Raw genomic sequence first — 12,935 nt, 5'->3', positions numbered from 1 at the left:
GGGGCTGCGCCGACGAGCAGCCACCGAGCAACCGGACGTCCACAGGGGACGAAGAAGCAGAGAGCCTGATCGGGCCGACTGATGCCGATGGCGTTGTCGCTGGCGCTGGCGGCGGTGACGATGACGGCGAGGAGTAGGCCGAGGGTGTCGGTGATGATGCCGCGTTTGCGGCCGACGGTTTTCTTCCCGGCGTCGGTGCCCTGTGTGGACAGTGGGACGTTGGTGGAGGTTTTCACACTCTGGCTGTCCATGATGGATGCCGTGGGTTGGGTCTTGCGGCGGTGGTGGTCGCGGACGAGGCCGGTGAGCTGGTAGTTGAGCTCGGTGAAGATGCCTTCCTTGCTCCAGGCGGCGAAGTAGCCGTAGACCGTCGCGTGGGGATAGGCTCGCCGTTCGGTCATGGTGCAGGAGTACGGCAGCCGGGTGCCGGCTCGACGGACGTCATGTCCGTCGATGTCGGGGTGAAAGTGAGCCAGACACGATCGCGGGGTGAAGTGCTCCGATTCCGGTCAGGGTTGAGTCAGCCGCAATGTGTTCTTTCCGGATCGGGTCGGACATCTTGCGCTACCGAAGTTGAGGCGCGAATCGGTCCCTACTGGCGCGAAGGTGAAACAAACGTCCAGTTAGACAGTTCCCGGTTGGCGCAGCGTCTGCTCGTCGATGCCGAGGTGCCGCGCCATGGCCTGGCGCCCTGTTGTGGTGAAGGTGACCGCACGGCTGGTGCCGATACGAGTGATCCAGCCGGCGGTGAACGCGTGCCGGCACAGGGCGGCGCCGACCGTGCCAGCCAGGTGAGGACGACGGACGGTGAAGTCCAGGCAGGCGCGTAGCACCGGTCGACGGCTGTCGCCGGTGTCGGGTAGGGCGATGCCGAGATCTTCCAGCCAGGTCAGTCCGTCGGTGGTCAGCGCCAGGCCGTGACGCCAGGTCAGCAGACCCTGATGGGTCATGGCCTCAGCGACAGCCACCGCGACGGTGCCGGCCAGGTGGTCGTAGCACGTTCGCGCATGCGCCAGCGCGCGATCGCGGTGCACGCCGGACAGCGACCGCGCCGGCGCCGGATGGTGCCCGGCCGCGGCGGCCACCGCCTCGATCAGCGAGGCGGTGTGCGCGTCGGCCAGCTGCAGGTAACGGTGCCGGCCCTGACGATGCTGCACCAGCAGGCCGGCGGCGACGAGCCGATCGGCGTGCTGGCTCAGCGTCGATACCGCCACCCGGGCGTGGCGGGCCAGCTCACCGAGGGTCCAGGCGCGGCCATCAAACAGTGCCAGGCACACCGTCGCACGGGTGTGGTCGGCCAGCAACGCCGCCCAGCTGGCCACCGCCGCGGCCGCGCTCCCGGAATCCATCCGCCAATCATGACGCACCGACGTTTCGGCGACCACCGAAGTATCCCGGCCCTACCGTCGACGACCATGACGACCCTCAGCGACCCGGCGGCCACCACGCACGTGACGATCAACCCGAAGATCTTGTACTTCGGTACCCCGGTGGTACTGCTGAGCACCGAGAACGACGACGGCAGCGCCAACCTGGCCCCCATGTCCTCGGCCTGGGCACTCGGCCACACCATCGTGCTCGGCCTGGGGACCGACGGGTGCAGCGGGCACAACCTCACCGCACGCCCGGACATGGTCGTCAACCTGCCGGCCGCGCACCAGTGGCAGGCGGTCGAACGACTCGCGCCGCTGACCGGCCGACACCCGGTACCGGCAAGCAAAAGTGACCGTTTCCGCCACGAACCAGCGAAGTTCACCGCCGCCGGCCTGCGCCCACAACCCTCGGTGCGCGTACGCCCACCACGAGTGGCCGACTGCCCTCTGCAGTTGGAGGCGCGCACCACCGCAATCCACACCGCTGCCGACGGCGACTTCTTCATCATCGAGGCCCAAGTGCTAGCCGTACACGCCGACGCACGCATCGTCGTAGCCGACACCGGCCACATCGACCCCGGCGCCTGGAACCCACTGATCTACAACTTCCGTCACTACTTCGGCCTCGGTGAACAGCTCGGGCACAGCTTCCGCTCCGAAACCCCCACCAGTAACCCCGGCGGGTCACGGCCTAACGAATCGGACTGAGATAACACGAAGCCGCCCGCCGCAGCCGTGCTCGCCGCGGCCGACGCTGGCGAAGAAGGCGCCCGGCGGCGCGGTCGCGCGCCCGCCGTGCTGCCTCCTGACCTGGACGCCGTGCTGGCCCTCTACGTCGGCCAGCTGGACATGGTGACGATGTTCGGCGCCGACACCCGCCGCGCCTACACCCCCGAGTCCGCGGATGCCTCGCCTGGCTCGCCGTACTTTTACCGACCTATTGCCGCTTTCCGGCGTACTCCGATCGCCCTACCGGTCAAGATCGGGTGCTTGGATCTGCCGCAGACCGCGCCCAGGGGCAGTGGCGACCCGAAGGCAGCATTCGGACAGTTCTGATGTCCCACATCGCCGGCAGACATCACCCGCGCGGTGCGGCCACTGCCAGCCGGTGTGGTCCTGGACGGGGAACTGGTGGTGTGGCAGCACGAGCCGACGAATTTCGCCCTGCTGCAACGACGGGTCACCGCAGGGACCGGCCTGCTCCGGATGGCCCGGGAGCATGCCGCGCACTACGTCGTGTGCGAGCTGTTGGCCGATGCGGAGGGGGCGCTCATGGATGCGCCGCCGGCGCGGCGTCGGGCGCGTCTCGCCGACGTCCTCGCCGGCGCGGCGCCGCAGCTCACCCTCAGCCCGCACACCACCGATGCCGATGAGGCGGCCGACTGGTTGGCCACCTGGACCGCGGCAGGGATCGAGGGGGTCGTCGCGAAGCGCTCGACATCCCCGGGTGCTCCGGCCCCGGCTCCAGCCGTCGGCGGAGGCCGCCGCGCCGAATCACCCGATTCAGTGAATGCCCTCGTCACCTACCGGCAACGCGCACTTACGGCTCCCCGAGGGGATTGGCTAGACCGGAGTGACCGCGTGCCGGAGCCGGTGTCGCGTGCCGGCGACGGAGGTGAGCATCGTGCAGAGCCAGTGCCCGAGCGCCGTGTTCAACGGTGCCGAGGCGATCGCGGATGCGATCCTGTACGAGGGCTACCTGCTCTACCCGTATCGGCGTTCCTCGGCCAAGAACCGGGTCCGCTGGCAGTTCGGTGTCCTCGTGCCCCCCGCCTGGGGTGAGGCCCACGGCCTGGTCGACAGCAGCGTTGCGGGCTCGGCCGAGTCGTCCTGGCAGCAGACCGAATGCCTGATGGAGGCGCCGGAGACGGCGGTCGTCCGGATCCGGTTACGGTTCCTGCACCTGCAAGGCAAGGTGACCGAGCTACGCACGACCGACGGTGGGTACCGGCCGGTCGACCGGATCGAGGCCGGTGGCCGTACGGAGCTCAGCTTCGACGAGGCGGTGCCGCGGGAGTTCGACATCGAGGCACCGGTCGGCGACCTACGGCGTGGCCGACGCCTCGACGTCTACGTGCCCGGCGGCGAGGACGTCGAGCTGTTGGCCGACGAGCGGGGCAGGCCGGTCGGGCGGGTGGTACGCCGGCGATGGCCGTTGTCCGCCTCGGTCGCCGTCTCCGCCGTCCCGTCCCCGGCGCCGTTCCGGTTGCTGCGGCTCGGGCTGCGCGTCGAGAACACGGACCGAACGACACCGGCGGACAGCCCTCGGGATGAGGCGTTGCGCTGCTGCCTGATCGCGGCGCACACGCTGACCACCGTCAGCCAGGGGCGATTCCTGTCCCTGCTCGACCCGCCCGAATGGGCGGCACAGGCCGCGCGGGAGTGCCGCAACGTGCACACGTTCCCGGTGCTCGCCGGCGCGTCCGGCACTTCTGAGGTCGTTCTCTCCTCGCCCATCATCCTCTACGACCACCCTCGGATCGCGCCGGAAAGCCCCGGTGACCTGCACGACGCGACCGAGATCGACGAAATTCTCTCGCTTCGCACCCTCACCCTCTCCGATGCGGAGAAACGGGAGGCCCGGGCCACCGACCCCCGCGCCGCCGCGATCCTCGACCGCGTCGACGCGATGCCGCCCGAGGTACTCGAACGGTTGCACGGCGCGATTCGGTCCTTGGAGCCCGTCCACCGGCCGGGCGATTCCGCCACCGGGCCGGAACGACCCCGGCGGGGGTTCGACACCGATGCGGAAATCGCGCCGGACCCGGAGACCGTCCTCGTCGCGGGCACCCGGCTGTCGCGGGGCAGCCGGGTCCGGTTACGACCCCGGCGGCGCGGCACCGACGCGCACGACATGTTCCTGGAGGGCCGTACCGGCCGGGTGGAGCAGGTGCTGCTCGACATCGACGGGTCGCGGTTCCTAGCCGTGACCGTGGACGACGACCCGGGCGCCGAGCTGCACCAGTGGTACGGGCGCCTGCGTCACTTCCGCCCGGAAGAGGTGGAGCCGCTGGCCGGCGAGGTGGAGGCGCGATGAACAGCGACGGCAACGGTCGGATCCTCGTCGCCGGCATCGGCAACATCTTCCTCGCGGATGACGCCTTCGGCGTGGAGGTCGTGCAGCGCCTCCGGGACGCCGTCCTACCCGCGGGGGTGGATGTGTCCGATTACGGGATACGCGGGATGCACCTGGCCTACGATCTGCTGGACGGGCACCACGACGTGCTTGTCATGGTGGACGCGTTGCCGCTGGACGAGGCCCCTGGGACGCTGGCCGTCCTCGAGGTGGACCTCGACGACCCCGGCTGGGCACTGCGGCCGGCGGACGTACTGGAGGCGCCGGCCGCCGACGGTCACGGCATGGATCCGGAGTCGGTGCTGCGCCTGCTGCGCGGTCTGGGCGGCAGCGTTGGCCGGATCCTCGTGGTGGGTTGCCAACCCGCTGTCCTCGACGAGCGTATGGGGTTGTCGGCTCCGCTCGCCGCCGCGGTCGACCAGGCGGTCCGGATGGTGGTCGAAATCGTCCACGAGGAATCCGCGCGGCTCCACACCGCACCCAAGCGGCAGGAGAGCCCGCGGCGAACGGCAGGCGAGAGGGGGGTGACCGCCGATGCATGAGACAGGTCTGTCCGAGGCGATCGTGGCGGCGGTGGTCCGCCGGGCCGCCGGGCGCCGGGTCACCGGTCTGCGGGTGCGGATCGGCGGTCACGCGGTTGACCGTGATGTCGTTACGCAGGGCATCCAGGTGGCCGCGGTGGGCACGGTGGTCGCGGACGCCGCCCTTGATCTGGTGCTGGAGCCGATGACGGTGCGGTGTCATGACTGTGGTCGTAACGCGCGGGTCGACGACCACCTCGCGATGGTGGCCTGCCCCGGCTGCGGGGGCGTCGACGTCGAGGTCACCGGCAGCGACGACGTCGTCCTGGAGTCCATCACGCTGGACGGCGTCGCGTCGGGAGCGCGCTGATGGACGCCACCGAGTTGCTGCGGCACGACCACCGCGTGGTGGAGCAGCTGTTCCGGGACTACCGTGCAGCGGCATCGGACGCGCAACGGCGGGGCGTGGTGGAGATCCTCGTCCGCGAACTGTCGAAGCACGCCGCGGTCGAGGAGGTCCTCCTCTATCCGTTCGCCGCGAAGGTGCTGGCCGATCCGCGGGTGGTCGACCGGCATCTCGCCGGGCACCGGCCGATCAAGGAGCTGCTCCTCGAACTCGACCGCTGCCGGGCCGGCGATCGCGCACAGGACGAGCTGATGGAGCTGCTGGCGTCCGCCGTCGCTCGGCACGTGCGGGACGACGAGAACGAACTCATGCCGCTGCTCTGCGACCGGGCCGACAAGCAGTCCCTCCGCGAGCTGGGCCAGGAAATCGACCAGGGCAAGCAGCGGGCCCCGACACGCCCGCACCCGCATGCACCGGAAGAGCCCCCGCCGCTGGCCTTCGTGGCGCCGCTGGCGGCCAGCTACGACCGGCTGCGGGATCGGATGCAAGGGAGGCCACGCACATGACGCAGAGCATCGGCGACACCGGTGCGGTGATCCCGCACGAGACCGGGTTCGACGAGGTCACCGTCCTCTGGATCTCCGAGGGCATGAGTTGCGACGGAGACTCCGTGTCCATGACGGCCTCCGGTCAGCCGGCGATCGAGGACATCGTTCTCGGGCTCGTTCCCGGCCTGCCCAAGGTCAACCTGCACAACAAGGTGTTGTCGCCGGCGGCCGGCGGCGAGGAGTTCCTGGCGCCGTACCGCCGGGCGGCCCGTGGGGAGATGACCGAGCCGTTCATCCTCGTCATCGAGGGGTCCATCCCGAACGAGAACATCAACGGCGAGGGGTACTGGACGTCGTTCGGTAATGACGAGACGACCGGCGAGCCGCTGACCCTGAACTGGTGGATCGACCAGTTGGCGCCCAAGGCGTGGGCGGTCGTGGCGGCCGGCACGTGCGCGACGTACGGCGGCATCCACGCCATGGCGGGTAACCCGACGGGGTGCATGGGCCTGGCGGACTATCTCGGGTGGGACTTCCGGTCCCAGGGTGGCTTGCCGATCGTCAACGTACCCGGCTGCCCGATCCAGCCGGAGAACTTCATGGAGACCCTGACCTGGGTGCTCTACCACGCCGCCGGCTCGGCTCCGCCCCCGCCGCTGGACCACATGCTGCGGCCGCAGTGGCTGTTCGGCAAGACCGTGCACGAGGGCTGCGACCGGGCCGCCTACTACGAGCAGGCCGACTTCGCCAAGGACTACAACTCGCCCAAGTGCCAGGTGAAGATCGGCTGCTGGGGGCCGGTCATCAACTGCAACGTCCCGAAACGTGGCTGGATGGGCGGCGTGGGTGGCTGCCCCAACGTCGGCGGCATCTGCATCGGCTGCACCATGCCGGGATTCCCCGACAAGTTCATGCCGTTCATGGACATGCCGCCCGGCGGCAGCCTGTCCACGTTGCTCATCAAGCCGTACGGCGCCCTGATCCGCCGCCTGCGCGGCATCACCAACGTCACCGCCAACCGGGAACCGAAGTGGCACCACAACGGTCCGGAGCTCACCAGCGGCTACAACCCCCGGTGGCGCCCGTACGCCGCGGCAGATCCCCGGCGACAGGCGGCAATCGAAAGGAACCAACCGTGACAGCGACCGAAGCCAAGAAGGCCGCCGGCCAGAAACCCGGCGAACTGGTGGAGATGGCGTGGGATCCGATCACCCGGATCATCGGCAACCTCGGCGTCTACACGAAGATCGACTTCGCGAACCGGGTGGTCGCCGAGTGCCACACCACGTCGTCGCTGTTCCGCGGCTACTCGGTTTTCATGAAGGGAAAGGACCCGCGCGACGCCGGCTTCATCACCAGCCGGATCTGCGGCATCTGCGGCGACAACCACACGACCTGCTCCGTCTACGCGCAGAACATGGCGTACGGCATCAAGACCCCACCCCTGGCTGAGTGGATCATCAATCTCGGCGAGGCCGCCGAGTACATGTTCGACCACACCCTCTTCCAGGACAATCTCGTCTTCGTCGACTTCTGCGAGGCGATGGTCAAACAGACCAACCCGAGCGTGCTCGCCCGCGCCGAGAAGACCGCCGCACCGGGCCGGGACGTCCACGGCTACCGGACGATCGCCGACATCATGCGGGCCTACAACCCGTTCGAGGGCGAGGTCTACAAGGAGGCGCTGAAGGTCAGCCGGACGACCCGGGAGATGTTCTGCCTGATGGAGGGCCGACACGTCCACCCGTCGACGGTCTATCCCGGTGGCGTCGGCACCATGCCCCAGCCGACGCTGTTCACCGACTACCTGAGCCGGTTGATCAGCATCATGGACTTCGTCAAGAAGGCCATCGCCCTGAACGACGACATCTTCGACTTCTGGTACGAGGCGCTGCCCGGCTACGAGGAGGTCGGCCGCCGCCGGGTCCTGCTCGGCTGCTGGGGCGCGTTCCAGAATCCGGACGTCGTCGACTACCGGTACGAGACCATGACGAACTGGGGGCGGGCGATGCACGTCACGCCCGGCATCGTCGTCGACGGCAAGCTGCTCACCACCGACCTGGTCGACATCAACCTCGGCATCCGGATCCTGCTCGGCAGCTCGTACTACAAGGACTGGGTCGGCGAGGAGGAGCCGTTCGTCAGCCACGACCCGCTCGGCAACCCGGTCGACATCCGCCATCCCTGGAACCAGACCACCCTCCCCGATCCACAGAAGCGCGACTTCGGCGACAAGTACAGCTGGGTGATGAGCCCCCGCTGGTTCGACAAGAGCAGCGGAGAGCACCTCGCGCTGGACACCGGCGGCGGCTGCTTCGCCCGGCTGTACACCACGGCGCTGGCGAAGATGGTCGACACCCCGTACGTCAAGTCGACCGGACACAGCGTGCTGATCACGCTGCCGAAGAGCCAGCGGCTGCCCGAGACGACGTTGGAGTGGAAGATCCCGCGCTGGTCGAACGCGCTGGAGCGGGACCGCTCGCGGGCCTACTTCATCGCGTACGCCGCGGCGATGTCGCTGCACTTCCTGGAGCGGGCGATGGAGCGGATGCGCGGCGGCGACATGCGGGTCTTCACCGAGTTCGACGTGCCGGACGACGCCATCGGCTGCGGCTTCCACGAGGCCGTCCGGGGCGCGCTGTCGCATCACCTCGTGATCAGGGACCGCAAGATCGCCAACTACCATCCGTACCCGCCGACGCCGTGGAACGGCAGTCCCCGCGACAGCTACGGCACACCCGGTCCGTACGAGGACGCGATCCAGAACACCCCCATCTTCGAGGAGAACGGGCCGGACAACTTCAAGGGTGTGGACATCATGCGGGCGGTACGCAGCTTCGATCCCTGCCTGCCGTGCGGGGTGCACATGTACGTCGGCGGGGGGCGCACCCTCAAAAAGATCCACTCGCCGATGTTCGGCGCCTCCCATGGCTGATCAGCCGGACGTCCAGCGGCTCGACGACGGGGCCGTCGAGCCTCGGCTGGCCCACCTGGACGCCGTGCTCGCCCAGCTCGAGCAGACCCCGGGCCGCACCGCCGAGCTGGCGCTGGACGCCGTCGAGATCCTGACCGAGGTGTACGGCGAGGCGCTGGCCCGCGTCATCGACCTCGCCGCCGGCAGCCCCCGCGTGCTCGACCGCCTCACCGACGACGAGCTGCTGCGGCACCTGCTGCTGTTGCACCGCATCCACCCGGATCCGCTCGACCGGCGGGTGGCCCGGGCGGTGGACGACCTCCGGCCACAGCTGCGCACGCAGGGCGCCGAGATCGCGCTGGTCGGTGTCCAGGACGAGGTGGCCAGGATCAGCCTGTCGGCGAGTTCGTGCGGCGGTGGCGGCGCAGCGCTGCGGGACCAGGTCCGGGAGTTGGTGTTGACGTTCGCCCCGGAGCTGTCCGGGGTCGACGTGGTGACGCCGGCGCCGGCGCCGGCGCTGATCCCGGTCGCCACCTTGTGGCAGCGCCCAGACCGGACCGATGAGCCATCGACGAACGAGGGGCGAGCTGCGGGGTCGCTCGCGGTGGGTGGCACGACATGACGACGGGCGCCCTGCAGCGGGCGATCCGCCGCGCGCGGCAGCGCGCGGCCTCGGTCGAGCGCTGCGGCATGTGCGCCGGGCCGGTCGGCCCGGAGCACCGGCACGTGTGGGACGACCAGGACGGGGAGCTGATGTGCGCCTGCACGCCGTGCTCTCTGCTCTTCGAACGGGAGTCGGCCGGCGGCGGCCGGTACCAGCTCGTCCCCACCCGCGGCAGACGGTTGTCGGGCCTGTCCGCCGACGAACTCGGCGTGCCGGTCGGTCTGGTGTTCTTCGTCAAGCAGCGTGACGGCCGCGTGCTCGGGCACTACCCGAGCCCGCTCGGCACCACGGAGTCGGAGATCGATGCCGGTGCCTGGCAGGCCGTCGAGGCGCGATCACCTGAGCTGGCCGGGCTGCTGCCACAGGTCGAGGCGTTCCTGGTGTGGACGGGCAACCTGCGCGGCGCCGGCCAACAGTGGGTGGTGCCGGTTGACGACTGCTTCCGGCTCGTCGCGCTCATCCGCCGGCACTGGACGGGCATGTCGGGGGGAAGCGCGGTGTGGCGGGAGATTCCCCGGTTCTTCGACGATCTCGGCCGACGACATGGTCGGCCGTCAGGCGACGACTGATGGAGGAGGCGGGTATGGGCGAGATCCGGGTGGGCGATCCCGACGTCGAACTCGACGCCCCGGCGCACACCAAGGGTGTGGAGGAGGGCAACTCGCGGCGGAGGAGGCAGTCGGGCCATCACGATGACGGGACGGTGGACGCCCACCGTTCGACCGGCATCCGGCCCGATCAGCACGGCCCGATCCTGCCGATCATGCCGAACCTGCCGCCGGGCTGACCGGGGCGGAAGGAGGTGAGCTGTGCGGAAGCTGTTGGTGCTGCTGGCCGGCGTGGCCGTCGCCGGGGTGTTCTGGAAGGAACTTCCCGCGCTGCGACGCTACATCAAGATCGAGAAAATGTGACCGGAGAGGACGAGTAGGCCGATGTGTCTTGGGATCCCGGGCGAGATCGTCGAGATCAAGGCCGGCCGCGACGACCTGGCCATCGTCGACGTCGTGGGCGTGCGGCGGGCGATCAACATCGGCCTGCTCGGTCCGGACCAGATCGGTATCGGCGACTGGGTGCTCGTCCATGTCGGCTTCGCCATGTCGAAGATCGACGAGGCCGAGGCGGCCGCCACGTTGGCCATGTTGACCGGTCTCGGACAGGCGTACACCGACGAGCTGCAGGCGCTCGCCGAATCCGACATCAGTTAGGGAAGACGACATGCGTTTCGTCGACGAGTACCGCGACGCGGACAAGGCCCAGGCGTTGGCCACCCAGATCGCCGCGTTGTGCGAGCCGGGACGGCAGTACAAGTTCATGGAGGTCTGCGGCGGCCACACGCACACCATCTACAAGCACGGAATCGAGGACTACCTGCCGGAGAGCGTCTCGCTGGTGCACGGTCCGGGCTGCCCGGTCTGCGTCATCCCGATGGGCCGGGTGGACGACGCCATCGCCATCGCCAACGAGCCGGGCGTCATCATGACCGCGTTCGGCGACATGATGCGGGTCCCGGGTGGGAGCGGCTCGTTCCTGGACGCCAAGGCGGCCGGTGCGGACATCCGAATGGTGTACTCGCCGCTGGACGCGCTGAAGATCGCGCGGACCAACCCGGACCGCAAGGTGGTCTTCATGGCGATCGGGTTCGAGACCACCTCGCCGTCGACCGCCATGACCGTGCTGCGGGCGGCCGCCGAGGGCATCAGGAACTTCTCGGTCTTCTGCAACCACGTCACGATCCTTCCGGCGATCAAGGCGATCCTCGACTCACCGGACCTGCGTCTCGACGGCTTCCTCGGGCCGGGGCACGTCTCCACCGTCATCGGCTGCCGGCCGTACGAGTTCATCGCCCGGGACTACGGCAAGCCGCTGGTGTGCGCCGGGTTCGAACCGTTGGATCTGCTGCAGTCGGTCCACCTGCTGCTCAAGCAGCTCGCCGACGGGCGCTGCGAGGTGGAGAACCAGTACACCCGGGTGGTGCCGTGGGACGGCAACCTGCGGGCGTTGGAGGCGATCGGCCAGGTCATGCAGCTACGACCGTACTTCGAGTGGCGTGGCCTCGGCTTCATCTCACACTCCGCCCTGCGGATGCGGGACGAGTACGCGGCGTACGACGCCGAGCGGCTCTTCGACGTACCCGGGGTGCGGGTGGCGGACCCGAAGGCCTGCCAGTGCGGCGAAGTCCTCAAGGGGGTGCTCAAGCCCTGGGAGTGCAAGGTGTTCGGCACCGCGTGCACACCGGAGACGCCCATCGGCACGTGCATGGTCTCCTCGGAGGGCGCGTGCGCGGCTTACTACAACTTCGGCCGCTTCACGAGGCAGCGGCTCGCGGAGACGACGAGGGTATGACGACCGAACGCACCGCCGGATGGGCCGAGCGCGCGGTGGCCGAAGCCGAAGCGACGACCGAGCGTACGCCGGGAATTCTCTCGCCGGAGCAGCAGGTGTTGCAGCGCATCGAACGGGCCCGTCGGCGCGCGCCGAGGATCAGGGAGAGCCGGATCACGCTCGCGCACGGCGCGGGCGGGAAGGCGACGCACAGCCTGATCGAAGGGCTGTTCGTCGAGGCGTTCCGCAACCCGGCGCTGGAGGCGCTCGACGACGGCGCGGTGCTCTCCGTGGGCGCCGGCCGGGTGGCCTTCACCACCGACTCGTACGTGGTGTCGCCGCTGTTCTTCCCGGGCGGGGACATCGGCGATCTCGCCGTCAACGGCACCGTCAACGACCTGGCGGTCAGCGGGGCCCGTCCGCTGTATCTGGCGGCCGGGTTCATCCTGGAGGAGGGCTTCCCCGTCGCCGACCTGCGACGGATCACCGCCTCCATGGCCGTCGCGGCGGAGCACGCCGGGGTCCAGGTGGTCACCGGCGACACGAAGGTGGTGCAACGTGGCAAGGCCGACGGCTGCTACATCAACACCGCGGGCGTCGGCGTGCTGGAGCGGCCGGTGAGCCTGGGCGCCCCGCACGTCCGCCCCGGTGACGCGGTCGTCGTCTCCGGGCCGATCGGCGACCACGGCGTGACGATCATGCTCGCCCGGGGCGAGCTCGACATCGCCGCCGACATCGTCTCGGACACCGCGGCGCTGCATGGGCTGGTGGACTCCCTGCTGGACGCGGCTCCCGGGGTGCGGCTGCTGCGCGATGCCACCCGGGGCGGCGTGGCGACGATCCTCAACGAGGTGGCGCAGGCGGCCCAGGTCGCGGTCGTCGTCGACGAATCCTCGGTGCCGGTGCGTCCCGCCGTGACCGGCGCGTGCGAGCTGCTCGGCATCGACCCGCTCTACGTGGCGTGCGAGGGACGCCTGGTGGCGGTGGTGGACGGTACGCAGGCCGAGGTGGCGGTGGCGGCGCTGCGCGGCCACCCGCTCGGCGACGGTGCGGCGGTCATCGGTCGCGTCGCCGCCGACCCGCCCGGGATGGTGCTGCTCCGCACGGCGTTCGGTGGCACCAGGGTGGTCGACATGCTGGTCGGGGACCCGCTCCCCCGCATCTGCTGACG

At 69.6% G+C, this 12,935-nt stretch carries 15 protein-coding genes and 2 pseudogenes; 15 read left to right on the top strand and 2 right to left on the bottom strand.

Going from position 1 to position 12,935, the window contains the following annotated elements; translation table 11 throughout:
- Positions 1-62: 62 nt before the first annotated feature.
- Positions 63-383, bottom strand: a pseudogene (locus tag OOK41_RS14475) (transposase); the annotation flags it as partial.
- 240 nt (positions 384-623) lie between these two features.
- Positions 624-1,349 carry a helix-turn-helix transcriptional regulator gene (locus tag OOK41_RS14470; protein WP_266267828.1) on the bottom strand — a complete coding sequence of 242 codons (726 nt, stop codon included), beginning with the start codon at positions 1,347-1,349 and terminating at the stop codon, positions 624-626.
- A gap of 66 nt (positions 1,350-1,415) precedes the next feature.
- Between OOK41_RS14470 and OOK41_RS14465 the strand changes: the two genes are divergently transcribed.
- The 15 genes and pseudogenes from OOK41_RS14465 (at position 1,416) to hypE (ending at position 12,933) form a co-directional block, all read left to right on the top strand.
- On the top strand, positions 1,416-2,081 hold the full coding sequence (locus OOK41_RS14465; RefSeq protein ID WP_266265331.1) for a flavin reductase family protein: 666 nt from the start codon (positions 1,416-1,418) through the stop codon (positions 2,079-2,081).
- Positions 2,082-2,192: 111 nt separating this feature from the next.
- Positions 2,193-2,429, top strand: a complete 237-nt coding sequence (locus OOK41_RS14460; protein WP_266265329.1) for a hypothetical protein — start codon at positions 2,193-2,195, stop codon at positions 2,427-2,429.
- Positions 2,430-2,462: 33 nt separating this feature from the next.
- Positions 2,463-2,804, top strand: a pseudogene (locus tag OOK41_RS32060) (ATP-dependent DNA ligase); the annotation flags it as partial.
- Positions 2,805-2,997: 193 nt separating this feature from the next.
- On the top strand, positions 2,998-4,410 hold the full coding sequence (locus OOK41_RS14455) for a hypothetical protein (RefSeq protein ID WP_266265327.1): 1,413 nt from the start codon (positions 2,998-3,000) through the stop codon (positions 4,408-4,410).
- On the top strand, positions 4,407-4,991 hold the full coding sequence (locus tag OOK41_RS14450) for a hydrogenase maturation protease (protein WP_266265326.1): 585 nt from the start codon (positions 4,407-4,409) through the stop codon (positions 4,989-4,991). The genes OOK41_RS14455 and OOK41_RS14450 overlap by 4 nt, the downstream gene beginning before the upstream one ends.
- Complete coding sequence (locus OOK41_RS14445; protein WP_165878251.1) at positions 4,984-5,340, top strand: hydrogenase maturation nickel metallochaperone HypA; 357 nt, start codon at positions 4,984-4,986, stop codon at positions 5,338-5,340. Before OOK41_RS14450 ends, OOK41_RS14445 begins: the two co-directional genes overlap by 8 nt.
- Positions 5,340-5,882: a hemerythrin domain-containing protein gene (locus OOK41_RS14440; protein ID WP_266265324.1), complete on the top strand. Its 543-nt coding sequence runs from the start codon at positions 5,340-5,342 to the stop codon at positions 5,880-5,882. Before OOK41_RS14445 ends, OOK41_RS14440 begins: the two co-directional genes overlap by 1 nt.
- A complete protein-coding gene (locus OOK41_RS14435) occupies positions 5,879-7,003 on the top strand; it encodes a hydrogenase expression protein HypE (protein ID WP_117672274.1) in 1,125 nt (374 codons plus the stop codon). The genes OOK41_RS14440 and OOK41_RS14435 overlap by 4 nt, the downstream gene beginning before the upstream one ends.
- On the top strand, positions 7,000-8,799 hold the full coding sequence (locus OOK41_RS14430) for a nickel-dependent hydrogenase large subunit (RefSeq protein WP_266265323.1): 1,800 nt from the start codon (positions 7,000-7,002) through the stop codon (positions 8,797-8,799). Before OOK41_RS14435 ends, OOK41_RS14430 begins: the two co-directional genes overlap by 4 nt.
- Positions 8,792-9,400: a NifU family protein gene (locus OOK41_RS14425; protein ID WP_117672278.1), complete on the top strand. Its 609-nt coding sequence runs from the start codon at positions 8,792-8,794 to the stop codon at positions 9,398-9,400. Before OOK41_RS14430 ends, OOK41_RS14425 begins: the two co-directional genes overlap by 8 nt.
- On the top strand, positions 9,397-10,011 hold the full coding sequence (locus OOK41_RS14420) for a DUF5947 family protein (RefSeq protein WP_117672281.1): 615 nt from the start codon (positions 9,397-9,399) through the stop codon (positions 10,009-10,011). Before OOK41_RS14425 ends, OOK41_RS14420 begins: the two co-directional genes overlap by 4 nt.
- 14 nt (positions 10,012-10,025) lie before the next feature.
- The gene (locus OOK41_RS14415) at positions 10,026-10,229 is read left to right on the top strand and encodes a hypothetical protein (protein ID WP_117672283.1); all 204 of its coding nucleotides are present in this window, start codon (positions 10,026-10,028) and stop codon (positions 10,227-10,229) included.
- Positions 10,230-10,374: 145 nt separating this feature from the next.
- Positions 10,375-10,647 carry a HypC/HybG/HupF family hydrogenase formation chaperone gene (locus OOK41_RS14410; protein WP_117672285.1) on the top strand — a complete coding sequence of 91 codons (273 nt, stop codon included), beginning with the start codon at positions 10,375-10,377 and terminating at the stop codon, positions 10,645-10,647.
- Between the two features lie 10 nt (positions 10,648-10,657).
- On the top strand, positions 10,658-11,785 hold the full coding sequence (gene hypD / locus OOK41_RS14405) for a hydrogenase formation protein HypD (RefSeq protein WP_266265319.1): 1,128 nt from the start codon (positions 10,658-10,660) through the stop codon (positions 11,783-11,785).
- Entirely contained in the window at positions 11,782-12,933 is a 1,152-nt protein-coding gene (hypE, locus tag OOK41_RS14400) for a hydrogenase expression/formation protein HypE (protein ID WP_266265317.1), read from the top strand. Before hypD ends, hypE begins: the two co-directional genes overlap by 4 nt.
- Positions 12,934-12,935 lie beyond the last annotated feature (2 nt).

It is taken from the genome of Micromonospora sp. NBC_01655 (assembly GCF_026339755.1).
Lineage (GTDB): Bacteria > Actinomycetota > Actinomycetes > Mycobacteriales > Micromonosporaceae > Micromonospora.
The sequence above is the reverse complement of the archived record's forward strand: the minus strand, read 5'-3'. Positions and strand labels throughout refer to the sequence as shown.